The sequence below is a fragment of the Bradyrhizobium sp. S3.3.6 genome (assembly GCF_040546905.1).
GTDB lineage: Bacteria > Pseudomonadota > Alphaproteobacteria > Rhizobiales > Xanthobacteraceae > Bradyrhizobium > Bradyrhizobium cytisi.
This window is the reverse complement of sequence record NZ_JBEPOT010000002.1, coordinates 160,409-184,929: the sequence shown is the minus strand read 5'-3', so window position 1 is coordinate 184,929 and position 24,521 is coordinate 160,409. Positions and strand designations below refer to the sequence as shown.

Below are 24,521 nucleotides of genomic sequence, written 5' to 3'. Positions count from 1 at the left end.
AATACGGCGGGGAAAGGGCGGCATCCCTGCCCGCCCCGCCTCCGGCGTGACAGGCCGGCGCCCGGATGGGATAGTTGTAGGCCCCGTACCGGGGCCGAAGCGGGCATCGCCTCCCGAAAATGACGTCCAACGATAACCAGGACCTCTGGGGTACCTGCTCATGCCCGTGAAGGCACTGGACTGAGAACGCCATCATCCGAATGTCGTCTGCGCTCAAACCTGTCTTCGCGCTTCCCATCCGCGGCCTGACCTGGCTTGGCGGCCAGGGTACGCGTGCGGTGGCCGCCGTGGTGTTCATCGCCGCCGCAGTGCCGCCGCTCGGCGCGCTGCTGCGTCCCTACGTCACCGAAGCGATCCTCGTTCTGCTCTGCATCTCCTTCTTGCGGGTGGACCTGGCGGCGCTGTACGGACATCTGCGCCGGCCGGCGCTGGTGGCGACCGCCACGGCCTGGACCACGATCGGCGTGCCGCTGATCGTCGGACTGATCGCGCATGCGACCGGGCTCACCGACCGCGCGCCCGGCCTGTCGCTGGCGCTGATGCTCCAGAGCATGGCCTCGCCGATGATGGCCTCTCCGGCGCTCGCGGCCCTGATGGGCCTCGACGCGACGCTGGTGCTGATCACGCTGGTGACCGCGACCGCAATCGTGCCGTTCACCGCGTCGCTGTTTGCGAGCCTCTTCCTCGGCGGCATGCTGAGCATTTCGCCGCTCACGCTCGGCCTGAAGCTGCTCGGCATCCTCGCAGCGTCGCTGCTGGCGGCAACCGCCATCCGCTGGATTTTCGGCGCCGATGCGATCCGGCGCCACAAGCAGCCGATCGACGGCTTCAACATCATCATCCTCGTGATCTTCGCGTCCGCGGTCATGGGCGATGTCGTGAGCGATCTGGTGGCGCAGCCGGTCTTCACGATCAGCCTCGCAGCTCTGTCCTTCGCGATCTATTTCACGCTGCTCGCCGTCACGACCTTGCTGTTCCGCCGCATCGGCTATGAGCGCGCGCTGGCGCTCGGGCTGATGGTCTCACAACGCAATCTCGGCCTCATGCTGGCCGCCACCGCCGGCGCGCTGCCGCCAACGACCTGGCTCTATTTCGCGATGACGCAGTTTCCGATCCATCTCTCGCCATACCTGCTGATGCCGATCGCGCGGCGGTTGGCGGCAAGGGCGGATACATCCAGCACGGCGGCCGCAGGCGAGACGGCCGCATCGAGCTGACAGGCCCGCGCAAGGCCCGAGAACGTCAACAAGGTTAGCTTCAACTCAGATGGCAGCTCCGGCCAGCAAGGACGCAGCGCCAAGCGCTACCAGTGAAAGTCCAGGCCAATTCGATTTGATCCCAAAGCCCGTAGCCGGTCTTTCAGGTTCAAGGCTGTCACTGGGTCGCCCGGAGCGAAGCCGCCTTCCGCCACTTAGGCGGCCTCGCCAGATCGGCTGATACGCCATCTGGAGCACGCCGCCGAAAACCAGGAGCACACCGAGCCAAATAAGTGTCATGTTCGTCTCCCGCACCAATGAATGCCCGAGAAGTTGTCTTCCACGGAAGACCCTCGTCCATTTCGATTGACTGTTTTTCAACGTCTGACCCGTGCTTTCGGTCCATTCGTGTCATCTGCTTGGATCCCACTTGGCCTGGCGGGCAGGCCTTTTGGCGGAGGATGATCGGCTGGTCGTCAAAGCGAACCCTCCCCAGATTGATGAGTCCGCTTTAACCGGCGCGCGCCGCGCGGCGCAGCGCCTGCGGCGGCTGGCCGAAGGCGCGGATGAAGGCGCGGCGCATGCGCTCGGGATCGCGGAAGCCGGTCGCTTCCGCGACGAGCTCGATGGCCTCGCGCGAGGACTGCACGCGCTCGCGGGCGACCTCGATCCGCAACCGCTCGATCGCTTTCGACGGCGTCGTGCCGGTCTCGGCGGCAAAGGCGCGGGCGAAATGCCGCGCGCTCATGCCGGCGCGATCGGCGAGGTTCTCCACCGTCAGCGGCGCGTCGAGATTTTCCCGCGCCCATGACAACAGCGCGCCGAAGCGTCCGTTCGGTGTCTTCAATTCCAGCAGCGATGAGAACTGCGACTGGCCGCCGCTGCGGCGATGGTAGAGCACAAGCTGGCGCGCGGTCGCCTGCGCGATCTCCTCGCCATGGTCCTCGGTGACCATCGCGAGCGCGAGGTCGATCCCGGCGCTGATGCCCGCCGACGTCCAGACATTGCCATCCCGGGTAAAGATCTGGTCCGGCTCGAACTTCACCTGCGGATAACGCGCGACGAAATCGCGGGTGCGGCCCCAATGCGTGGTGGCGCGGCGGCCGTCGAGCAGGCCGGCCTCCGCGAGCACATAGGCGCCCGAGCAGACGCTGGCGACACGCACGCCGCGTTTGGCCAGCCGCTGCACGAAGGCGAGCGTCGCCGGACAGCGCGCCGCCGCCGAGACGCCCGCACCACCCGCAACGACCAGCGTCGTGATCGCGTTCGCCGATTTGAAATCGCGCGCCATCATCTCGACGCCGGAGGACGAGCGCACCGCGCCGGCGTTCACCGCCAGCACGCGGAGCGCGAGCGGCTTGCCGCTGGCGCGTGCCGCGATCTCGAACACCGAGATCGGGCCGGCCGCATCGAGCAGCTGAAAATCCGGGAAGATCAGGATGCCGATCATGCTCATGTCCGAAAGTGAGGGAAATATGCCATTTTGGACAGGATGGCATCATGCCAATCTGCGGGCGTCAAGCACTTCATTGGAGGCTCTCATGTCGGCACCGCTCCAGATCGGACTTCTGGTGTTCCCGCGCGTCACGCAGCTCGACTTCACCGGTCCGTTGCAGGTGTTTTCATCTGTGCCCGGCGCGAAGCTGCACCTGGTCTGGAAGCGCATCGAGCCGGTGCCGAGCGATTCCGTTCTCACGCTGACGCCGACCACGACGTTTGCCGACTGCCCGCAGCTCGACGTGATCTGCGTGCCCGGCGGCGGCGGCACCGACGACCTGCTCAACGACGAGGAGGTGCTCGATTTCCTGCGCCGGCAGGCCGAGGGCGCAAAGTATGTCACCTCAGTCTGCACGGGATCGCTGGCGCTCGGCGCCGCGGGCCTGTTGAAGGGCTATCGGGCCGCGACCCATTGGAGTGCGATGGAGATGCTCGGCCAGTTCGGGGCGACGCCGACCAGGACACGCGTCTGCGTCGACCGCAACCGCATCACCGGCGGCGGCGTCACCGCAGGCATCGATTTCGCGCTGACGCTGGTCTCGATCCTGGTCGACCGCACCACGGCGGAAGCGATCCAGCTTCAGCTCGAATACAATCCGGCGCCGCCGTTCAATTCAGGCTCGCCCGACACGGCATCCGCGGAGGTGCTCGCCTTGCTCCGGGAGCGCGGCGCGCCAAGGCAGGCCCGCCGCCTCGAAGCGGTCGCGCGTGCGTCAGCGCGGGTGATGTAGCGCGCCCCACAACAGAAAAAGGCCGCCCGGTTTCCCAAGCGGCCTTTCCTGTCTTACGACGGCGCACATTCTCATCGGGCGATTTCGGAACTTGCAGACCGGGGGCCTATCTCCCGATCGAGTCCTGGTCGGCGGCCGCTGCATCTCGGGACAGTCGCGAACTGTTGCCCGAACCGAACGCGATGGTTTCCCATCTCCGTAAGATGGGTTGATTGAGCCGCATCGCACGCGCAGGCGCAATGGCCACGCAGCCAACATCCCCGCTGTTCCCATTGTCCACAGCGATGTGAGGCGGATGCGTGTGCATCCAATCCAGTGATGGAAGAGCGCGCGGCCTAGCCGGGCGTCCAGGGCTGGTAGTCGCCGGTCGCCTTGGGGCGCTTGCCGCTGGCCAAGGTCGAGCCCGAGGGCCGATAGGCCTTCGCCGTGCCGGTGAGATTCGGCAAATGCGGCTTCTCCCACTCGCGCGGCTGGTAGTTCTCCTCGGTCGGCGGCACGTCAACGGTGTGATGCATCCAGCCATGCCAGGACGGCGGAATACGGCTCGCTTCGGCATAGCCGTTATAGATCACCCAACGCCGCTCGAAGCCGAGCGTGGGGTCGATCTTGCCGCCGGTCGTGCGGTAGTAGCGGTTGCCCTGCTCGTCCTGGCCGACCAGCTCCCCGAACCGACGGGTCCAGAGTTGGGTGCCAAAGGTCTGGCCGTTCCACCAGGTGAAGAGCTTCAGGAAGAATTGTTTCATGCGGCAAGGGCCCTGCTTCGTGGAGTCCTGATGCCATCCGGACGGCCAAATGTCCAGTTCGCCCCGTGCGGCCGTGCCCCACGCCAAGGGGGACGCCAAGGGGACGCCAAGCGCGGTGCCTCGGCCCGAGCGCCGCCGCAAAGCGAGCACGGTCCGTTCATGCCGGGTACAGCGGCCGCATGGAAATCTAGCCCTTCACGCGCACACCGGCGTGAACCCAGGAACAACGGCCGTTTCGGTGGGTTTGATCCCGGGAAAAAGGAGTTTGACCATGAACAGTCTGAGAGTTTTGAGTGCCGCCGCGGCGCTGGCACTGGTGCTTCCGATGGCCACCCCAAGCTTCGCCCAGGGCCCTGGCGGTCGCGGCGGTGGCGGGGGCGGTCATTTCGGCGGCGGTGGCGGTGCTCACATCGGTGGGGGCGGCGGTGGTGCTCACTTCGGCGGCGGCGGCTTTAGTGGCGGCGCCCGGATGGGTGGTGGCGGCGGCAATTTCGCGGCCGGCGCGGCAGCGCGCCCGAGCGCTGGACCTGCCGCCGGACCTGCCTTTAACGGCGGTGGTCGCAACTTCGCAGCGGCCGGAGGCCACTGGAATGGTGGCGGAGGGAACTGGCACGGCGGCGGCTGGCATCGCCGCGGTGGCGGCTTCTGGCCCGGCGTTGCAGCCGGTGCCGCAATCGGCGCGATAGGCTCGTCCTACGCCTATTACGGCGGCGGCCCGTATTACGGCGATTCCTATTACGACGACAGCTATTATGACGACGGCGCATCCGTCGCTGTGGTGCCCGACACAGGCGGCGACTCGTCTGGCTATTGCGCTCAGCGCTATCGGTCCTACGACCCGGCGTCCGGCACCTATCTCGGCTATGACGGGCTGCGCCATCCCTGCCCGTAATACGGCCTGAAGGGAATCATCTGTGAGCGGCGCCGAGCAACGGCGCCGCTCATTTATGTGGGCCGCCGCGCTGAGCTCTTGCACGCCTCGTCGCGAACGCAGTCCATGACGCGCGGCGCAGCAGCTTTCGTTGGACCGCACGGATTTGTCTCAACCTGTCATAGAAATCCGAGGGAATTCACCTGCCACCGGAACCTGCAGAGGCGCTATGCATTCCGCCGTGCATATGTACTTCGGTCCGATCCAAAATTGACCCGGCGCACGATTCGCCTATATCACCAATCACTGTGGGGACTTCGATCTACTAGGGAAGGTCATGCCGCGTATTCTCGTGGTCGATGACGATCCGATGGTCGGCGCGACCATCGAGGTCCTCCTCCTGCGCCAGGGCTTCGACGTCACGCTCACCGACGGCGGCGAAACGGGGTTGGCTGCGCTGGAGGCGCAGACGTTTGATGTCATGCTGGTTGATATCTTCATGCCGCATATGCGCGGCTTCGAATCCATCCGCATCTTTCACGAGCGTGCGCCGGCGATTCCGTTGATCGCCATGTCGGGCTATGCCTTCGCCTCATCCGCCTCGCCCTCCCCGGACTTCCTTCGCATGGCGCTGGAGCTCGGCGCCTCGCGCTGCCTGCGCAAGCCGTTCACGCCCGAGACGCTGTTGGTGACAATCCGGGAATGCCTCGGCGAGAGCGCGCCGCCGAAGGACCAGAAAGAGGCCCCTTGATTCCCTCGCAGCGCGTCATTCTCGGTGCCGGACTCGCCATCCTCCTGCTCATCACCGCCGCCTCGATCGGGCTCGACGTCAAGTCGCGCTCGGACGCGGCCTGGGTCAATCACACCGTCCAGGTCCTGAAGAAGATCTCCGATCTGCAGGTTCTGATCCGGCGCGCCGAGAGCGCCGCGCGCGGTTACGAGATCTACCGAAATTCCAGCTTCAGCGACGAGTTCCAGGAGGTGCACGCCCGGATCGCGCCGGCCCTTGCCGACCTCAAGCGCAGCGTGAACGACAATCCCGACCAGATCGCGCTGCTCGAGGGCATGGAGCCGCTGGCGCTCCGCCGGCTCGATATTGCCGCCGAGGCGATGCGCCTGCGCGCCACCAACGACGGGGCCGGCATTGCCGCGCTTCAGGGCAAGGGCGAGGGTCGCGGCCTGATGGACACGGTGATGGGCAATCTCGACCATCTGAGCGCAGAAGAGGAACGGTTGCTCACCGCGCGCTCCCAGGATTCGCGCCGCACCGGCATCGTGCTGCTCGGTATCGACGTCGCCGGCGCGCTGGTGATCCTGCTGCTGGTCGTGATGGTGATGCGCGAGAGCCAGCGCACCACGGTCGCGCTGAAGAGCACGCTACTGGAGACCACGGCAGCCAACCAGCAACTCGAGGCGGCCGTGGCCGAGCGCACCGAGCATCTCGTCAACGCCCATGACGAGCTTCGCGTGTCGATCAACGTGCTCCAGAGCACGTTCCACAGCATGGCGGAGGCCGTGCTGGTCATCGACGCCGAGGGCAATGTCCTTTTGTCCAATCCGGCCGCGGAGCGCATGCTCCTGCATCGCGCCGGCATGAACCTGCGCAATCTGCGCGCCCTGTCCGACGTCTTCCACGGCGACGGCGTCACGCCACTCAAGTCCGACGAGCTGCCGTCCGTGCGCGTGCTGCGTGGCGACGAGTTCGAAGATCTGGAGATGATCGTCCGCCCGCACAGCGGCAACAGCGCGCGCCATCTGATGATCAGCGGCCGGCCGATGCGCGACGGGCAAGGCAACATCTCGGGCGGCGTGCTGGTCTATCACGACGCGACATCGTCGCGCGAAACCGAGCGGCAGTTGCACCAGTCGCAGAAGCTCGACGCCATCGGCAAGCTGACCGGCGGCGTCGCGCACGATTTCAACAACATGCTGACCGTGATCTCGGGCAACACCGAAACGCTGGTGGCGAGCCTGAAGGAGCAGCCCGAGCTGCAACGCGCCGCGCGCCTGATCGACGATGCCGCCGGGCGCTGCGCCGAGCTGATCCAGCACCTTCTCTCGTTTGCGCGCAGGCAGCCGCTGCAGCCGCGCAATGTCGACATCAACGCAGCGATCGCCGATATCGCAAAACTGTTGCGCCCCACCCTCGGCGAGCAGATCCAGATCGAGACCGTGCTGGAACAGGAACCGATGACGGCGCATATCGACCCGTCCCGCCTCACCAATGCCGTGCTCAACATGGCCATCAACGCCCGCGACGCCATGGCCAACGGCGGCAAGCTGCTGCTCGAGACCCACCGTGTCGTGCTGGACGAGGCCTATGCGAAGGCCAATGCCGACGTGCGGCCCGGCCCTTACGTAATGCTCGCGGTCAGCGACACCGGCACCGGCATGCCGCTAGATGTCCAGGAGAAGGCGTTCGAGCCCTTCTTCACCACCAAGGAGGTCGGCAAAGGCTCAGGTCTCGGCCTCTCCATGGTCTACGGCTTCGTCAAGCAGTCCGGCGGCCACATCAAGATCTACAGCGAGCAAGGCCACGGCACCACGATCAAGCTCTATCTGCCGCCGGGCGAAGGCGCGGCGGAAGCCACGGCCGCGATCGCACCACAGGCCGAAGGCGGCGCCGAGACCATTTTCGTGGTCGAGGACGACACGCTGGTGCGCAACTTCGTCACGGCGCAGCTGCAGAGCCTCGGCTACAAGACGATCGCCGCCGGCGACAGCCGGGCCGCGCTGCAATTGATAGAGGCCGGCCAGGCCTTCGACCTGCTTTTCACCGACGTCGTCATCCCCGGCGGCATGAGCGGCCGCGAGCTCGCCGACGAGGTGGCGAAGCGCCGGCCGGGGCTCAAAGTGCTCTACACCTCCGGCTACACCGACAACGCCATCGTCCACCACGGCAAGCTCGACGACGGCGTGATGCTGCTGACAAAACCCTATCGAAGAAACCAGCTCGCGGAGATGATCCGGAAGGCGCTGAATGGCGGGGGAATGGCGGCGTAGATCCGTCAGATAGCCTCCTCACTTCGCCCAGTGAAGCCGCTTCTTTTCTCCGACGTTATTGAGAGAGCCGGTACACTGTTACGCCATCGATTCCAGGCGCCTCAGCCTTCTCATCGACTTTTGCTTGCAGAACCGTCGTCGTGCTACCAATATCCGCTTGGATTGGGGTAGCTAATGGGTTTTCGCTTCCGCCGTTCGTTTAAGCTATTGCCAGGTGTCAGGTTGAACGTAAGTAGCCGCGGCACTTCAGTGTCGTTGGGCGGGCGGGGCTTTCACTACAATATTGGGCCGAAAGGGACGCGCGTCACGGCTGGGATTCCCGGAACCGGCTTGTCTTGTACCAACTATCAACCGTATGCGCACAACGCGCCCGATAGAGAAGCTGCCTCGCCGCCGGCGCCGGTCGAATACCTCGACCAACCCTACCAACCAGACCAACTCACGATCATTCAGAATGCCTCTGCGGCGCAAATCAATGCCTTATCAACTAGTCAGCTCGCTCCCATTCTGAATTCGGTGAGCCGGCGCATCCAACTTGCTCCCACAATTTTGGCGATCTGTCTTTTGCTGTTTATTGCGGCTCTGATGCAAACAGAACAACAAAGGTGGATGGCGCTGACGGCATTATTTGCAACCGTATTCGTTCCCATAACCATTTTCTTGGACCGATACCGCCGATCGGCAATTGTCACATTTGATCCTGAAGGTTTGACGGGGCGCATCTCCGAAGCACTCTCGGTTGCCTTCGTCGAGCTAACGAAGTGCGCGGCGGCGTGGACCGTTGAAGCCGAAGCTCAGACTACAGACTGGAAGCGCAATGCAGGTGCAACGGGTCTAAACAAACGCAAAGCCACATCTCTCCGTTTTGGTAAGCCCGACTGTCTACGGGGAAAGGTAGTCTTTCCGACTTTTCGGGTCGGGTCGGATCAACTTTATCTGCTGCCGGACGCTGCACTAGTGGTAGTGAGGGGCGAGGTGGCGTCCGTCAGCTACGGAGAATTGGAATTCTCGAGTAGCGTTGTGCGATTTATCGAGGAGGAGCGTCCACCCTCTGACGCCACGATTGTTGCGCATACTTGGCGCTACGTAAATAAATCCGGCGGCCCCGACCGTCGTTTCATCAACAATGCACAACTGCCGATTTGCCTATACGGAGAGCTGACGTTTCGTTCGGCGGGAGGCCTGAACTGCAAACTACATATATCTGCTGCTCAAGCGCCCGAACCACTCTGCCGAGTGATCGACGCGCTCAAACGCACGTTGATTGAAGTACCGACACCTATTACCTGCGTCAGCACGGCGCGTCGCTGGCCAACTGTTGCGCTGCTTTCATCTTTCGCGTGCCTAACATTGCTTCAGGCTGGCTTCCTCCAGAGAGATATCCGTATCAAACTGGCAAACAACGGTCCGAATTCGGTAGCAAATGACAGGCAACCTTCGCCGGCTCCGCCAACAAGCCGGGATTCGGACACGCCTCCAAAAACCATTGCGAGAATTGTTCCTCCACAAAAGCCAAGTCTACCTGCTGATTTGAACCAACCACCTGCACAGATCGATCCACCCACAAATAACAGCGCGATGGCCACCTCCGTGCAAGCATTCGATCTGAGTGATCCGCAGAACATAATCTTGGTTCAATCGCGACTGAGAGAGCTTGGATTTTTGCAAGGACCAACAAAGGGTTGGGATTCATTTTCTCGATCAGCCCTTCGAGACTTCAAAGCGACTAACAATCTCGCCTTGGATGACAAATGGGATCCAAAGACACAAGAATTGCTCACCTCAGGACTAACCTTGCGGGTCGAACAAACATTCGTCGGCTCCTGGTCTGAATCGGCCTGCGATGACAGTTCCAAGCCGGACCTGTCCATCAATTCGCGCCGCGCAGTCTCATCGGCTGGTGGCATTTGCGAATTCTTGAATATCAGACGTTCAGGATCGATCTGGAACGTTGCTACGGCCTGCTCCAACGCCGGCGAAAAATGGAAGGCTTCTGTTCAGCTGACCGTGACGGGAGACAAGCTCGTTTGGACTGGCCGCGATGGCAGCCGCACTGAATATCAGCGGTGCCGCTAGACATGACAACATCGACGAACGATAGCAGTCGATCAGCTCTGCCTGACGAACGACCGCGGATCGATAGAGTTACTTTCTTCAACATTGACAATAAAACAGCTTTTCAAATCCATACGGTCCCCGTAGGCGCCGATTCCGAAAAATACGCTAGGGCATTTGTTGAACGTGAGACGCGGGAAGGCCGCCTGACCCGATCCTATCTTATTGAACGTGACAGTGGACGTATGCGAGCCTCAATGGCCGATCAAACAGCCGATGAGGCTAAGAAAGCAAATATTCAGAAGATGGGAGAGCAACTCGGCACCCTCTTCTCCGGCCTTTGGCAAGAGGTCGCGACCCTGCATTTCCATTGGAATGAGTATGTTACACTGTTCGGTACGAAGCCCGAGCGAATTACGCTGCTCAACCAAGCGGCTCCATTCTTTTTTCGAGTCATCCAAGATACACTTTGGGAAAGCACATTACTCAGCTTGGCACGATTGACTGACCCTTCGAACTCTCAGGGTAATCCTGATCGATCCAACCTGACTGTTCAGGCGCTCCCGGCTTTGATCGCAGATGAGAGATTGAGGGAAAAGGTCGAAAGGCTAGTCCGCGAAGCAACAAAGCTAACCGAATTTTGCCGCGATTGGCGGAATCGACGGATCGCTCATCGCGACCTAAAGCTGGCTCTCAACGAGTTCACGAAGCCTCTCGCAGAGGGAAGCCGAGCGAACGTGAAGGATGCACTCAAAGCGACGGCGGAGGTATTGAACGCAGTGCAGCTCCACTACTGTGATTCAGGGACCGGATATGACTTGGGCGGCCCGCTTGGGGGAGCGAATTCACTGCTATATGTGCTTGACGATGGGCTGCGCGCAGAGGAAGCAAGACAAAAGCGGCTTGAGGAAGGAAAGCCGTTGGCGAACGATTTCGAGGCCAGAGATCTGTGAATTCGTCGCGGTGCCTCGCATTGTTGCAACTTAAGCCATCTATCCATCGACACGTCATCCCGGCATCGGTGCACAATGCCCTCGACATGATCCGCCTGGCGCTGAGCAAGGGCGGCATGATCGCGCGCTAGCAGTGTCCGTTACCGCCGCCGCAGCTCGACCGCCGACTTTGCGAGAGAACCTATTTCTTGGGATTCGATTTGGCTGCCCGTGCCTTCAATTGTTTCGTACGCAGTTCGGCGTATCTTCGCTTCTTCCTTCCTTCTATTTCCTTCTTCGTGCTTTTCCGTCCCGAAAGGTGCTTTTCTTTTCGTATGACCACGAATCACCTCCCGGTTGTGCCTGATACGACGACTGGGAATACTGCCCACTTTCCGATTGCTTAGCGGGACCTTTTCCTACGGGGAGCTTGATGGAAGCCAAAGATTGGTACTCGATAATTTTGGGTTTCCTCCTTGGAATTCCTGGTTCCATCATAGCAACTTGGATTCTAGGTTCAATTTTGCCGATCGCTGCCGGCTTCAACGCCATTAAGCTATTGGCAAGAGTGCGACAGAGACTAAGGCGGGATGAACTTTTCGATAATCCGTGGACGCAGGAGTGGCAGGCTCAAACGGAAAGATACCCTAAGGGGTATCCCAGCGAACTGAAACTGTATCGATTTATGAATCTCCTAAGCGCGGAGTTTTATGATTCGGAGAATCCAAATCCAACAGGTGACTATCGTATAGTGGCCGTCATCGACAGCAATAGGATAACTGGCACCTGGAAAGATTGTCGACCGATTGGCTATTATGGAACCTTTCAACTACTCCTTTCCTATAAGCGGGACGAAGCTAATGGGAAGTGGGTAGGTTTTTCAAATAAGGGAATGGTCCGGACCGGAAATTGGGTTTGGAAACCTGCGAGAACGAACGATGCAGCTTCTTGACGTTCAAGCGTTGTCTGTTCGGCCCTAGCGAACGTGCGCTGACTTTCTTCGGCTCATCGCGTCGCCAGCACCACCGCCGCCAGCGTAAAGATCAGCCCTGCGATCTGCCCCGGCCCGAGCGGCTCTCCCAGCGCAAGTGCGGATGCGACGACGCCGATCACCGGCACCGCCATCGTCCCGATCGCTGCGACCGAGGCCGGCAGGCGCGAAAGCGCCGCGAACCAGCTGACATAGGCGATGCAGAACTGCACCACGGTCGAATAGAGCAGCAGCCACCAGCCGACCGGCGTCACCCTGTCCAGATGCGAGGTCTCGATCAGGAGGCCTACGATCGAGACCGGCAGGCAGCCGATCCCGATCTGCCAGGCGGCGGCCGTGATCGGCGGCAGATGGATCGGGTACTTCTTCGAGAACACCGTGCCGACGGCAAAGCCGATCGCGCCGCACAGCGCCATGACGATGCCCGGCAGCTTCTCCGCGCTGGCGGCAATGCCGTTGCCGCCCATGATCGAGGCGAGGCCGGCAAAGGCCATCACCAGCCCGAGCGTGCGCAGCACGGTCGGCCGCTCCCCGAGCACGGGCCAGGCGATCAGCGAGGCCCAGACCGGCATGGTGTAGGCAATCAGCGCCGCCTCGCTCGCCGGCAGCCAGAGCAGCGCCAGCCCCATCAGCACCATCCAGCCGGTGACGTTGAGGACGGCGGCGGTCGCCAGCCGCGGCCAGATCCCGGGCGCGACCTTCAGACTGTCGCCACGGACCAGCGCGAGCGCGGCCAGCAGCACCGCGCCGAGCACGCCGGTCACCCCGCGCAGCGTCAGCGGCGGCAGCTCGCCGAGCAGGAATTTCGTGACCGGCCAATTGAAGCCCCAGCCGATCGACGTGATCGCGAGGAACATCAGGCCGGCCGGGGCGATGCGCGGTCGCGCATCCCGGCGGGTCGAATCAAGCATGTGGGCAATCCGGCAAGATCGAGCCTCAGCTTGGCGCGGATTCGCGCACCTTTCCACCACCCCGGCGGGCATGCCTGCCCTCAGCTTCCGTACCGCTACGTGAGTCCCAACGGTGCAACCCCGGACCTCAAAAATATACCTGCCCTGTGAACAGCGGGATGAAGGGTCCGTATCGGCACCGAATGCAAATTTTTTCGGTTGGGAATCCCTGAGGACTCACTGATACTTGGCTCAACAACAGGTGAGGCCTCGCCCCCTGTTATCCCCGGCAATCCACCATATTTAGTATTTGATTCAGGAACTCGCACTAGTTCTTGACGGGCGCAACGGAGAGTCCTAGCTTTCGGTCCGTTCGGCGCGAGTGTGTTTGCGTCCCGCCGGCACTCCCCCAAAGGGTCCGCAAAACTGCACTCCGCCAGGCCAGACGAAGGCAGCGGGATGAGGGCTTGTCTGCCCGCGGACAGTGGACTTTTCGGGCGCCAGAACGGGCCGGCAACAGGCTCGGATGGCATCGGTAGACGTTGTGACGGTGTGGGGCGTTTGAACGCATGTCGGGCTCATCGCTTTGGGGCGGATGGGCCTGGACATGCCGGCGGATGATCGGTGCGCGCATCGACCAATCGCGTCGGGAGAAACTGGGCCGGATCCACCGGCTGAACTGCGGTGCCCAAGGGCCGATCGGGCCCGGGTGGAAACGCGAAACGTAATGTCGACCCGGATGCCTGAACGGAGGCAGTCCGGTCAAAGAATAGGACGGGGCAAGACCATGCGGATTGAGCGGCGCCACACCACTTCGGGACAGTCACCTTACGCCGGGATCGAATTCCGGCTGACCACGTCGGAGATCAGGAATCCCGACGGCTCGGTCGTGTTTAAAATGGACGGCGTCGAGGTCCCGGCCGAATGGTCGCAGGTCGCCTCCGACGTGCTGGCGCAAAAGTATTTCCGCAAGGCCGGCGTCGCCGCGTGCCTGAAGAAGGTCGAGGAAGAGTCCGTCCCCTCGTTCCTGTGGCGCTCGGTGCCCGACACTGATGCTCTCGCCGCGTTGCCCGAGAAAGAGCGCTATGTCAGCGAGCTCTCGGCAAAGCAGGTGTTCGACCGCCTCGCCGGCTGCTGGACCTATTGGGGCTGGAAGGGCAACTATTTCTCCTCCGACGAGGACGCCCAGACCTTCTACGACGAGCTCCGCTACATGCTCGCCATGCAGATGGTCGCGCCGAACTCGCCGCAATGGTTCAACACCGGTCTGCATTGGGCCTATGGCATCGACGGCCCCGGCCAGGGCCACTATTACGTCGACCCCTTCACCGGCAAGCTGACCAAGTCCAAATCGGCCTACGAGCATCCGCAGCCGCACGCCTGCTTCATCCAGGGCGTCGGCGACGACCTCGTCAACGAGGGCGGCATCATGGACCTCTGGGTCCGCGAAGCCCGCCTGTTCAAGTACGGCTCCGGCACCGGCTCCAACTTCTCGCGCCTGCGCGGTGAGGGTGAAAAACTGTCCGGCGGGGGCCGCTCGTCCGGCCTGATGAGCTTCCTCAAGATCGGCGACCGCGCCGCCGGCGCGATCAAGTCGGGCGGCACCACGCGCCGCGCCGCCAAGATGGTCGTCGTCGACGTCGATCACCCCGATATCGAGACCTATATCGACTGGAAGGTGAAGGAGGAGCAGAAGGTCGCCGCTCTCGTCACGGGATCGAAGATCAACCAGAAGCATCTCAAGCTGGTGCTGAAGGCCTGCGTGAACTGCGAAGGCTCGGGCGACGATTGTTTCGACCCGGAGAAGAACCCGGCGCTGCGTCGCGAGATCAAGCTCGCGCGCCGCAGCCTCGTGCCTGACAATTACATCAAGCGCGTCATCCAGTTTGCCAAGCAGGGCTACAAGGACATCCAGTTCGACGTCTACGACACCGACTGGGATTCGGAAGCCTACCTCACGGTCTCCGGCCAGAACTCCAACAACTCGGTCTCGCTGCGGGACGACTTCCTCCGCGCCGTCGAGACCGACGGCGACTGGAACCTGAACGCCCGCACCTCCAAGAAGGTGACGAAGACGCTGAAGGCGCGCGACCTCTGGGAAAAAATCGGCTACGCCGCCTGGGCGTCGGCCGACCCGGGCCTGCACTTCAACACCACCATGAACGACTGGCACACGTGCAAGGCGTCCGGCGACATCCGCGCGTCCAATCCCTGCTCGGAATACATGTTCCTGGACGACACCGCGTGCAATCTCGCCTCGGCGAACCTGCTGACGTTCTACGACACCACGACGAAGCAGTTCGACGTCACCGGCTACGAGCATCTCTGCCGGCTCTGGACCATCGTGCTCGAAATCTCGGTGATGATGGCGCAGTTCCCGTCGAAGGCGATCGCCGAGCTCTCCTACGAGTTCCGCACGCTCGGCCTCGGCTACGCCAATATCGGCGGCCTGCTGATGACCATGGGTCTGTCCTATGACAGCAAGGAAGGCCGTGCGCTCTGCGGCGCGCTGACCGCTGTGATGACCGGCATCACCTACAAGACCTCGGCGGAGATGGCGGCTGAGCTCGGCACCTTCCCGGGCTACAAGAAGAACGCCGCGCACATGCTGCGCGTCATCCGCAACCACCGCCGCGCCGCCCACGGCCAGTCCAATGGCTACGAGGCGCTCAGCGTCAACCCGGTGCCGCTCGACCTCGTTTCCTGCCCGCAAGGCGACCTGGTCGCGCGTGCGCAGGCGGCCTGGGATGGGGCGCTCGAGCTCGGCGAGAAGCACGGCTATCGCAACGCCCAGACCACTGTCATCGCACCCACGGGCACGATCGGCCTGGTGATGGACTGCGATACGACGGGCATCGAGCCGGACTTCGCGCTGGTCAAGTTCAAGAAGCTCGCCGGCGGCGGCTACTTCAAGATCATCAACCGCGCGGTCCCCGCAGCGCTGCGCGCGCTCGGCTATCGCGAGAGCGAGATCGCGGAGATCGAGGCCTACGCCGTCGGCCACGGCTCGCTCTCCAACGCCCCCGGCATCAACGCCTCGACGCTGAAGGCCAAGGGTTTCACCGATGAGGCCATCGCCAAGGTCGAAAAGGCGCTGCCGACGGCCTTCGATATCAAGTTCGCCTTCAACAAGTGGACCTTTGGCGAGGACTTCATTCGCGACCAGCTCGGCATCGGCGCGGAAGCCATTGCGGCTCCCGGCTTCGACCTGCTGCAGGCCGTGGGCTTCACCAAGCGCGAGATCGAGGCGGCCAACGTCCACATCTGCGGCGCGATGACGGTGGAAGGTGCTCCGCACCTCAAGGCCGAGCACTATGCGGTGTTCGACTGCGCCAACCCCTGCGGCAAGGTCGGCAAGCGCTATCTCTCGGTCGAGAGCCACATCCGCATGATGGCGGCGGCCCAGCCCTTCATCTCGGGCGCGATCTCCAAGACCATCAACATGCCGAACGACGCAACTGTAGAGGACTGCAAGTCCGCCTACATGCTGTCGTGGAAGCTCGCGCTGAAGGCCAACGCGCTCTATCGCGACGGCTCCAAGCTCAGCCAGCCGCTCAACTCGCAGCTCATCAGCGATGACGAGGACGAGGATGATGCGGTGGAGAGCCTCTACGAGAAGCCGATGGCGGCGCGCACCGCCCAGGTCTCGGAGAAGATCGTCGAGAAGCTGGTCGAGCGCATCATCGTGATGCGCGAGCGCGAGAAGATGCCGGACCGCCGCAAGGGCTACACCCAGAAGGCGGTCGTCGGCGGCCACAAGGTCTACTTGCGCACCGGCGAGTATGACGACGGCCGTCTCGGCGAGATCTTCATCGACATGCACAAGGAAGGCGCCGCACTCCGCTCCTTCATCAACAATTTTGCGATCGCGGTGTCCCTCGGTCTGCAATACGGCGTGCCGCTCGACGAATATGTCGACGCCTTCACCTTCACCCGCTTCGAGCCGGCGGGCCCCGTGCAGGGCAACGACAGCATCAAGTACGCGACCTCGATCCTCGACTACGTCTTCCGCGAGCTCGCGGTGAGCTACATGTCGCGCTTTGATCTCGCCCATGTCGATCCGACCGAGTCGAATTTTGACGCGCTCGGCAAAGGCGTGGAAGAAGGCAAGGAGCCGGACGCCCACCAAGCGACCAAGCTGGTCTCGCGCGGCCTCACCCGCTCTCGCACCGACAATCTGGTGGTGATGCGCGGCGGCTCCGCCGCGGTCGTCTCCGGCAGCGACAACGCGCCCGCCGGCGGCAGCAAGGTCACCTCGCTCGCCTCCCACGGCGCCACCGCTCGCGGCGCGGGCGATGCCCTGGAAGGCGCGGTCGCGCTGAAGCAGGAAGCCAGCCACGACCTCTCGCCCACCGAGAAGCTCGAAGCCCTCCAGTGGAGCAAGGCCGGCAGCGCCGCAACCGTCGCCGCCCCCAGCAAGGCCGAGCGCCGCGCGGAAGCGAAAGCAAAAGGCTACGAAGGCGAGATGTGCAGCGAGTGCGGCAACTTCACGCTGGTGCGGAATGGCACCTGCATGAAGTGCGATACTTGCGGAAGTACGACGGGGTGTTCGTGAGAACTAAACTGATGATCAAAGTCTTCTGAGGACAGCATTTATCTTATCAGAGGGGACGGCTGGGGCCGTCCCCTCTTCACTTTCAAGGCGATTCATTTCGTGGCAGCTTGGGTATCTAGCAGAATAAGCGCATTGCCACTCTAGTTGGATTTACGTGGCCATGATGAGCAACGAACCAAAGCATTGGCTCAATGAAGCGATTGCTAGGCACGCCCGATTGACGCCAGCGGTTGCCGGCCTCCTCAAGAACGTCCTAAATCGACATTCCATCGAATATCTAAGCATTGACGGAAGAACCAAAAACTTCAGTTCTGCGGAGGAAAAGATAAGGAGGAAAAAATATACAAATCTTAAAAGCCAACTCACGGACTTAACTGGAGTCCGCGTCATCACATTCCTCGAGGCCCAAGTCAACGCGATCAGTCAGCTTATCCGAACAACCTTTGAAGTTGACGAGAAGAACAGCCTAGATCGAGCTTCCGATCTGGGCGAGGATAAGATCGGATATCGATCAACTCATTTCGTCTGCACTCTGGGGACAACCCGGCAATCTCTCCCTGAGTACGATGCGCTCAGTGATCTAAAGTTCGAGATACAGATTCGGACCGTACTCCAGCACGCTTGGGCCGAACTAGCTCATGACCGGTCCTTCAAATTAGGAGGCGGCCTGCCAACAAAAATCCAGCGAAAGCTAAATCTATATTCAGGCATGCTGGAGATCGTCGACGGCGCGTTCGACGAGATCGCCAAAGAGGTCGACGAGTACAAACAAGCAATCGCCATTAAGACCCCCACACAGCTCTCCGACACCGAAACAAATTCCCTTTCACTTCAGCGATACGCACGCGAACTCGAGGAGCAGTACGGAATACACTTAGATATCCCTGACATACCCGAAGATATTCTTGCGGAATTTAAGGCCTTTGGTTTGAGTAAGATTGGCGATCTGCGCCAAATCGCCAGCGATGAAGCAGTTGCGCCTGGAGAAGGAAGCCGCGGAGGCATCGATGGCTGCCTTCAGGGGCGTCCACGCAACGGAAGCGCCGCGCACCCGCTCGACGACGGGCCGCGACAATCCAAAGGCATCACCGGGCCGGACCGTGGGATCGACACCGAAAACATTGTCGGACTGGATCACGCAGCAAAAGGGCAACGGCGGCCGCTATTGATGGCCGGCTGCAGGTCTTGAGATCACAGCTCGAATTGCAGTGACAGTGCACGAAACCATCACGATCAATCGGCCCTCCGCCCGTCTCCTCGCGCCGGAGTGATAGCCGCAATCGACTTGCCCGACGCAAGTTCAACGCGCGAAGGTGGAAGCGATACCCATCAATCCGGCAGAGCCGGAGTTAGCCGAGGGCGTAACCCGCCAATCGGGTCTCGCGAATGGCGGGTTACTGTTGTGCTCGTCAGTACTTTGGCGCTGTGCTCGTGCCCGACTTTGGCATCGTGCTCGTGCCCGTGGTTTGAGACCTGGTGCTCGCGCCGGTGGTTTGGCCGGGCGCGGAATTGGACGCGCCGGCGCTGGTCTTGTTCGAGGCCTTGGCGTGGTGCGTCGCATGGTGCATCGCATGGTGCTTCTTGTGTCCCGGAGCGTAGCTGGAAGCGCCCGGCTCACCCGTCTTGGAGCCCATCTGCTGCGTCTCTTGGCCCGGCGTCTGGCTCGATACGCCCTGAGCAAACACGGCTGGTGCCGTTGCCATGAGAATAGTAGCAGAGAGCGCGATGATCTTCGATTTCATGTCGTCCTCCTCCCGATAAGCCCCTCAATGCAACGAAATGAGACCGGCCCCGTTCCCCTGAACGAATGTTCATAATGGGCCGGGCGACTGATGGGGCGAAGCCCGTAGGATGGGTGGATTGGAGCGAAGCGATGCCCCATCATCAGCCGATCGGCAAGGCGATAGGCTCAACCCGTCCTACGAACTCGATCCGCCCCGCCCCCGAGCCCGCCATAATTTCTCCCTCGCACGCGCGTTGTGTTGGACAGCGGCGAGACCTATTCTTCCAGCGATCGGATTGCCGCACGCCCAGTGACGCCCGACTGGATGGAGAGCGCATCGGTGCCTGAAGCGGACGACCCCAAGACCGATACCCAAAAGACTGATACCCAAAAGGCTGATTCCCAAAAGCCTGGTATCCAAATGCCTGATACCCAAAAGCCGGACGAGATGCGTGCCGATGGCGGGCTGGCGCGGGCCTTTGACCAGATCAAGAGCGCAGAGGACGACCTTGCGCGGCTGGACCGGCTGGTTTCCGCAATGGAACGCGGCAGCGAAAGCCCGCGGGCTTCGCAAGCAAGCGCCGCTGCGGCGGCAGCCGAGGACAAGGCGCCGGATAGCAAGCTTCGCGATCAAGGCCTGAAGGGAGATCGGCCCATGCTGCGCGCTTTGGTTGGCCTCGTGCTGGCGATCGGCATTCTCGGTGCTGCCTTCGCTTCGCAATATCGCGATGAGGCCAAGTCGATCAGCAAGTCGATCATGGCGCGCTGGGCCCCGCCGGCCACGAATGAGCCCCCGCAAGCGTCCGCGGTTGCAAGTCCGGCGCAGCCGCCGGCACTGCAATTGGCTGCTGTGGATCAGCCTGGTCCGCTGCCCCCGCCGCCGGTCGGCAAGGAAACGGAAGGCGCTCCAAAACCTGACGTTTCAAGACCGGACGCTCCAAGCACTGGCACCACAGCGCCTGACCAGCCCTCGTCTGATCTCGCGCAATCGCTCAAGACCATCACCAACGAGCTTGCGAGCATCAACGGAAAGCTCGAGCAACTGAAGAGCCGCAACGAGCAGACGCTGCGCGAGCAGGCCGACACCATTCAACAGCTCAAGGCGGCGCAGGAGAAGGATGCGGCGGACAATGCGCGCCTCGCCGCGCAGGTCCAGGCGCTGCAAACGCAACTGACGGCTTCATCCGCATCTGCATCTGTGAAACCCGCCGTGCGGAGCGTGCTCAACAACGATACGGCTGCGGCTGCACGGCCGCACGTGCAAGCGGCCGCACCCCGGCGACCCAGGCCACCACGAGGACCATGGATGCCCCCGCCCTATATGGTCGACCCCTACGGCGATCCGGATTGGTAGGCGCGCAAGGGCGGATGCGCCGACGGGGTGGAACGCCGCTCGTGCGCCTGACAGGATGCGGATCTACCGTGTCGGCCCATCCGCCCCGCGCCTCTACCCTCGCGCCCGACGAACCGCCTCCTCCAGCTTGATCCTCTGCTTGTGCCAACGCGCGTCCTCCGCCCCGGCACGTTCGTCCAGCACAGCCCGCTCCGCGTCGATCTCATCCACCCGCGCCTGGTGGTCGCGCTTCGCCTTGTCCAGCGCCGCCTGGGCGGCCGCGACCGCCTTGTCACGGCGCGCGCGGGCGGCCTCTTCCTTGCGGCGCGCGCTGTCGCGGCGCTGCTCTTCCCGGGCGAAGGCCGCGGCGGCCTTGCGCGCGTCCTGATCGCCGATCTTGCGGGAGGACTTCGCCGCACGCCTGGCGGGACGCTTCTTTGGCCTGGACCTGGCTTTTGTCTTGCCCTCATCACCGGCGAGATCGGTCGGCAGTTCAGAGTGCTCGGTGAACGGGCCGTCCGATCCGACCGGGCGCCTGAGCACCACGCCCGGGCTCGCCATGGTCGCGGCGACGATATCAGGGTCGTCGGTCTCCTTCGCGATGCCCTGATGGAACAGGTTGGACCTGGCGCCCCAGGCATCCAGCGCCGCCTTCATCGAGGGAGCAGCGACCGCCTGATCGTAAAAGCCGAGCGAGGTCTGATACGTCTTCAGTTTTCTTTTCAGTGTCCTTGGCATGTCGCCTCACGGCTTGGTATTCCCGGTGCGGAGGGGCCGCGGATCGTCGCGCAGCCCCGAAGCGATATAGATCAACCCGTCGGACCACGGCTTCCGCAACGGCTCGGCCCATCCTACCGGCTCCCACAAGCCCCATGCCAAGGAAAAGCAAGCGCCTGCTCACTCGCCTTCGCAGCATCCGCCAGGGCGCTCGGTGGGTACGAAAAAAGTTCGTGCGCGCACCGCGGCTGGTTCGGATCGCGGCCGGCTTGGCGATGCTGCTTGCGCTCGCGGCGCTTGCAAACATCCTCTATCAAATGGTCCGCAAGCCGACCGAGCTGTTCGTCTTTCTCGGCAATTCCCTCGACAAGGAGCCTGCCGAGAACTGGCGGCAATACGGCCCGCTCTTCCGCACCTACTCCACTGCGACGATCTCGCCCGAACTGCTGGCGGCACTTGCGCAGGTCGAGAGCTCGGGCAATCCGGTGGCGCGCACCTACTGGCGCTGGCGATGGAGCTTTAATCCGCTGGCGATCTACCGGCCCGCCTCGTCTGCCGTCGGGCTCTACCAGATGACCGATCCGGCCCTCAGCGAGGCCGCGCGGTTCTGTATCCGCGGCAACGTCGTGACTGATACCGGCTGCGGTTCGACCTTCCTCTACACCCGCGCGATCCCGAGCCACGCCATCGAGCTGGCATCGGTATATCTCGACCGCAATGTCGCCGACGTTCTCGCCCGCGCCGGCGACGTGAAGGCCAATGCGCAGCAAAAGCAGGATCTCGCCGCCTTCATCCATCTCTGCGGCGGAGGTCCGGCCACCGCCTATGCGCGGCGGCACTTTCAGATGGTGGCCACCGAACGCTGCGGCGATCACCTCGTCGCGAGCTATGTCGCCAGGGTCAACGCGATGAAGCGGCAGTTTCAGCGCCTTGGGGCGGGTGACGGCAATTAGCGGCTACTTCGCCACGCCGACCATCGCCGTCGCCATCTTCTTGTTGCCCTCGACGCTCAAATGACGCCCGTCGGGACCGACGCTGCCTGGTTGCCGCCAAACTGACATGTAGGTCCCCCAGACGTCGACGACCCGGATGCCCCGCGCCTTCAACTGGCTCTTGATGGCCGCGATGTTCTCCATGGCTTTGACCGGGCTCATATTGTGCCTGACGTCATTGGCCGGATTGTCGCAGAGAATGACGAGCTTCGTCCCAGCCGGAACGACGCTCGGCGTACGTGCAAGCGTCGCATCGGTGGTCTCACCCCACACGCCGGCATTGGCGACATGGACCTGAGACCCCTTGGCGCGCAGCAATCCCTCCAGCACGGCCGGCCACATCTCGGATTCCGCGACGTTGCCGTGGACCGCGCTATGGCCGAGGGCCACGATCTGCGCGGACGAAGGATTGACCGGGGCAACAACCACGGCCGCAACAGCAAGGAGAAGAATTCGGAAATTCGAACAATCCATGGCGCCCTCCAAAATATTTTCAAAATCGACTCAGACGGGGCCGAATGAATGCCCCGTCGAGATCCGCAGCCAATGTTCGCTATTCCGTCTGCGTTTGGCAACTCTCCATCCGGATATCCGTAGTCCGTAGGATGGGTAGAGCTCTTGCGAAACCCATCATTCCGCGAGGGATTCTTTGATGGGTTTCGCTTTCGCTCTACCCATCCTACGGCTTCAGACCGTCGCTTCGGTATCCGGCATTGAACTCTTGCCGCCGTCCGAACCTCGCTGCCGGCTTCCGGCCGAGAAAATGTCGTGCACGAGGCCAAGCTTCCCGAGTCCCAAAATAATCAGGCCGTTGATGTCGATCTCGTACCAGGCGTGCGACAGATAGGCGTCGCGCGGAAACCGGTGATGGTTGTTGTGCAGGCCTTCGCCGAAGGTGAGGATCGTGGTCACCAGCTCGTTGGTGGTGCCGTCGTTGAGCTCATAGCGGCGGTAGCCGTAGCGACCGTCGCTATGGCAGACCGAATTGACCAGCGAGGTGGCCATGGTCATGAGGTAGCTGCGGAACAGGCCGGAGAACAGCACGCAGCCGATCATCGTGTGCACGCCGCCGAACGCATAGCCGATAGCGCCCGGAATGACGATCGCGGACAGCGCGTACCAGTACCAGCGCGTCCTGGTGAAGAACATCGCGATCGGGTCGGCCAGAATATCCCTGGCGTAATATTCGGAATCGGTGGTCGCGAGGTCCCACACCCAGTTGCCTTGCGCGTGCCCCATCCCCTTGGCGAAGGAGGCAATGCGGTTTCCGAAGCCGTCATAATAGGGGCTGTGGACGTCGCCGGGCTTGTCGGAGTGAAGATGGTGCCGGCGATGGTTGCTCACCCATTTCAGGATCGAGCCCTGCACCGCCATCGTGGCGATCGCGGCGAGTATCGTCCGCATCACCGGACCGCAGCGGTAGCTGCGGTGGACGAAGTAGCGATGCATGAAGCCGATCCCGATCGTGGTCATCATGAACAGGCCGGCGAAGACCGAAATCTCGACACGCCCGATGCCTTGCGTGAAGGCCCAGACCAGCGCCCCGATCGAGCCCAAGATCATCATGGCGAACGAGATGTAGGAATCGCGAAATTTTGCGTCGACCACCGGGCCTTCGACCAGCACGCCCGGCGGCATCTTTGGCGGCAGTTCCCGGTCGGAATCTTGCTCCGGAAGCAGGCCCTCGGTTGCAGTCATTTCAGTCCGTCCGTCGATGGAAAGCCAACCCTTCTGCAACGCAGGGTACAGACGCCGGTTATGTTGAGCAAGCCGTGCAAAGCGCGGGGGTTAACGCGAGGGAGCGGCGGGTTCGGTGCGGTAGGGTGGGCAAAGCGGAAGCGTGCCCACCATGTCTGTCGCATTCGTAGAGAGATGGTGGGCACGGCGCGCTGCGCCTTTGCCCACCCTACGAGACTCTACAACTCGGCAACGCCCCGCTGCCCTTCACCACCAATACGGCCAGCGCCACCCCTCATAACGAACATAGGACGGCACCAGCGGCGGGCCGTACGGATCGACCCGGTCGTCTTCAGGGCGATAGCGATAACGCGGAACTACATTGTAATCCCACGGCGTTGGCCTCAGCACAGGCGCCGTGACGATGAGCCTCTCTTGTGGTGCGCGAACGACGACGGCTCTCCGCGCCCTAGCCTCGGCACCCGACATCCCGAGGCTGCACAGCACCACGGCCGCTCCGAGCGCACACGCGACAGTCTTGATCATCATGCAATGGTCTCCTTCCCGGCGAAGAGTGCAAAAGGACGCAAAGCAAGGCAAGCCCATTTCGATCAC

At 62.4% G+C, this 24,521-nt stretch carries 20 protein-coding genes; 12 read left to right on the top strand and 8 right to left on the bottom strand.

Features of this window, described 5'->3' with window-relative positions; all coding sequences use genetic code 11:
* The first annotated feature begins 200 nt into the window (after window positions 1-200).
* Window positions 201-1,217: a Na+-dependent transporter gene (locus ABID59_RS05500; protein ID WP_354082695.1), complete on the top strand. Its 1,017-nt coding sequence runs from the start codon at window positions 201-203 to the stop codon at window positions 1,215-1,217.
* A gap of 490 nt (window positions 1,218-1,707) precedes the next feature.
* Here the strand turns inward: ABID59_RS05500 and ABID59_RS05495 are convergent, their stop codons facing one another.
* Window positions 1,708-2,646, bottom strand: coding sequence for a GlxA family transcriptional regulator (locus ABID59_RS05495; RefSeq protein WP_354033456.1), 939 nt, complete (start codon window positions 2,644-2,646; stop codon window positions 1,708-1,710).
* A 91-nt stretch (window positions 2,647-2,737) separates the two neighbouring features.
* On the opposite strand from ABID59_RS05495, the gene ABID59_RS05490 reads away from it, so the two are divergent.
* Window positions 2,738-3,424, top strand: coding sequence for a DJ-1/PfpI family protein (locus tag ABID59_RS05490; protein WP_148748746.1), 687 nt, complete (start codon window positions 2,738-2,740; stop codon window positions 3,422-3,424).
* 335 nt (window positions 3,425-3,759) lie between these two features.
* Here ABID59_RS05490 and ABID59_RS05485 read toward each other — a convergent pair whose 3' ends face one another.
* Window positions 3,760-4,167, bottom strand: coding sequence for an NADH:ubiquinone oxidoreductase subunit NDUFA12 (locus ABID59_RS05485; RefSeq protein WP_354033454.1), 408 nt, complete (start codon window positions 4,165-4,167; stop codon window positions 3,760-3,762).
* Between the two features lie 271 nt (window positions 4,168-4,438).
* Here ABID59_RS05485 and ABID59_RS05480 point away from each other — a divergent pair, with 271 nt between their 5' ends.
* From ABID59_RS05480 to ABID59_RS05455, 6 genes are all read left to right on the top strand, one after another.
* The gene (locus ABID59_RS05480) at window positions 4,439-5,059 is read left to right on the top strand and encodes a BA14K family protein (RefSeq protein ID WP_187434573.1); all 621 of its coding nucleotides are present in this window, start codon (window positions 4,439-4,441) and stop codon (window positions 5,057-5,059) included.
* 316 nt (window positions 5,060-5,375) lie between these two features.
* Window positions 5,376-5,789, top strand: coding sequence for a response regulator (locus tag ABID59_RS05475; protein ID WP_148748743.1), 414 nt, complete (start codon window positions 5,376-5,378; stop codon window positions 5,787-5,789).
* Complete coding sequence (locus ABID59_RS05470; protein ID WP_354082694.1) at window positions 5,786-8,041, top strand: CHASE3 domain-containing protein; 2,256 nt, start codon at window positions 5,786-5,788, stop codon at window positions 8,039-8,041. Before ABID59_RS05475 ends, ABID59_RS05470 begins: the two co-directional genes overlap by 4 nt.
* A 174-nt stretch (window positions 8,042-8,215) precedes the next feature.
* On the top strand, window positions 8,216-10,117 hold the full coding sequence (locus ABID59_RS05465; RefSeq protein ID WP_354082693.1) for a DUF4236 domain-containing protein: 1,902 nt from the start codon (window positions 8,216-8,218) through the stop codon (window positions 10,115-10,117).
* Between the two features lie 2 nt (window positions 10,118-10,119).
* A complete protein-coding gene (locus ABID59_RS05460) occupies window positions 10,120-11,049 on the top strand; it encodes an AbiU2 domain-containing protein (RefSeq protein ID WP_354082692.1) in 930 nt (309 codons plus the stop codon).
* Window positions 11,050-11,461: 412 nt separating this feature from the next.
* The gene (locus ABID59_RS05455; protein WP_354082691.1) at window positions 11,462-11,980 is read left to right on the top strand and encodes a hypothetical protein; all 519 of its coding nucleotides are present in this window, start codon (window positions 11,462-11,464) and stop codon (window positions 11,978-11,980) included.
* A gap of 53 nt (window positions 11,981-12,033) precedes the next feature.
* Here the strand turns inward: ABID59_RS05455 and ABID59_RS05450 are convergent, their stop codons facing one another.
* Window positions 12,034-12,930 (bottom strand): DMT family transporter, encoded by an 897-nt coding sequence (locus tag ABID59_RS05450; protein WP_354082690.1) that lies wholly within the window; start codon window positions 12,928-12,930, stop codon window positions 12,034-12,036.
* A 766-nt stretch (window positions 12,931-13,696) separates the two neighbouring features.
* Between ABID59_RS05450 and ABID59_RS05445 the strand changes: the two genes are divergently transcribed.
* Together ABID59_RS05445 and ABID59_RS05440 are read left to right on the top strand one after the other, a co-directional pair.
* The gene (locus ABID59_RS05445; protein ID WP_354082689.1) at window positions 13,697-17,464 is read left to right on the top strand and encodes a vitamin B12-dependent ribonucleotide reductase; all 3,768 of its coding nucleotides are present in this window, start codon (window positions 13,697-13,699) and stop codon (window positions 17,462-17,464) included.
* Window positions 17,465-17,624: 160 nt separating this feature from the next.
* On the top strand, window positions 17,625-18,653 hold the full coding sequence (locus tag ABID59_RS05440; RefSeq protein WP_354082688.1) for a GTP pyrophosphokinase: 1,029 nt from the start codon (window positions 17,625-17,627) through the stop codon (window positions 18,651-18,653).
* A 220-nt stretch (window positions 18,654-18,873) separates the two neighbouring features.
* On the opposite strand, the gene ABID59_RS05435 is transcribed toward ABID59_RS05440, so the two are convergent.
* Window positions 18,874-19,206, bottom strand: a complete 333-nt coding sequence (locus ABID59_RS05435) for a hypothetical protein (RefSeq protein WP_354082687.1) — start codon at window positions 19,204-19,206, stop codon at window positions 18,874-18,876.
* A gap of 306 nt (window positions 19,207-19,512) precedes the next feature.
* Here ABID59_RS05435 and ABID59_RS05430 point away from each other — a divergent pair, with 306 nt between their 5' ends.
* Entirely contained in the window at window positions 19,513-20,541 is a 1,029-nt protein-coding gene (locus ABID59_RS05430) for a hypothetical protein (RefSeq protein ID WP_354083108.1), read from the top strand.
* Between the two features lie 93 nt (window positions 20,542-20,634).
* Here ABID59_RS05430 and ABID59_RS05425 read toward each other — a convergent pair whose 3' ends face one another.
* Entirely contained in the window at window positions 20,635-21,258 is a 624-nt protein-coding gene (locus ABID59_RS05425; protein WP_148755963.1) for a cell envelope biogenesis protein TolA, read from the bottom strand.
* Between the two features lie 134 nt (window positions 21,259-21,392).
* On the opposite strand from ABID59_RS05425, the gene ABID59_RS05420 reads away from it, so the two are divergent.
* Window positions 21,393-22,190 carry a transglycosylase SLT domain-containing protein gene (locus tag ABID59_RS05420; protein ID WP_354082686.1) on the top strand — a complete coding sequence of 266 codons (798 nt, stop codon included), beginning with the start codon at window positions 21,393-21,395 and terminating at the stop codon, window positions 22,188-22,190.
* Window positions 22,191-22,193: 3 nt separating this feature from the next.
* On the opposite strand, the gene ABID59_RS05415 is transcribed toward ABID59_RS05420, so the two are convergent.
* From ABID59_RS05415 to ABID59_RS05405, 3 genes are all read right to left on the bottom strand, one after another.
* Complete coding sequence (locus tag ABID59_RS05415) at window positions 22,194-22,703, bottom strand: GDSL-type esterase/lipase family protein (RefSeq protein WP_354082685.1); 510 nt, start codon at window positions 22,701-22,703, stop codon at window positions 22,194-22,196.
* A gap of 213 nt (window positions 22,704-22,916) precedes the next feature.
* Complete coding sequence (locus tag ABID59_RS05410; protein ID WP_354082684.1) at window positions 22,917-23,927, bottom strand: acyl-CoA desaturase; 1,011 nt, start codon at window positions 23,925-23,927, stop codon at window positions 22,917-22,919.
* Window positions 23,928-24,173: 246 nt separating this feature from the next.
* Window positions 24,174-24,455, bottom strand: a complete 282-nt coding sequence (locus ABID59_RS05405; RefSeq protein ID WP_354082683.1) for a hypothetical protein — start codon at window positions 24,453-24,455, stop codon at window positions 24,174-24,176.
* Between the last annotated feature and the right edge of the window lie 66 nt (window positions 24,456-24,521).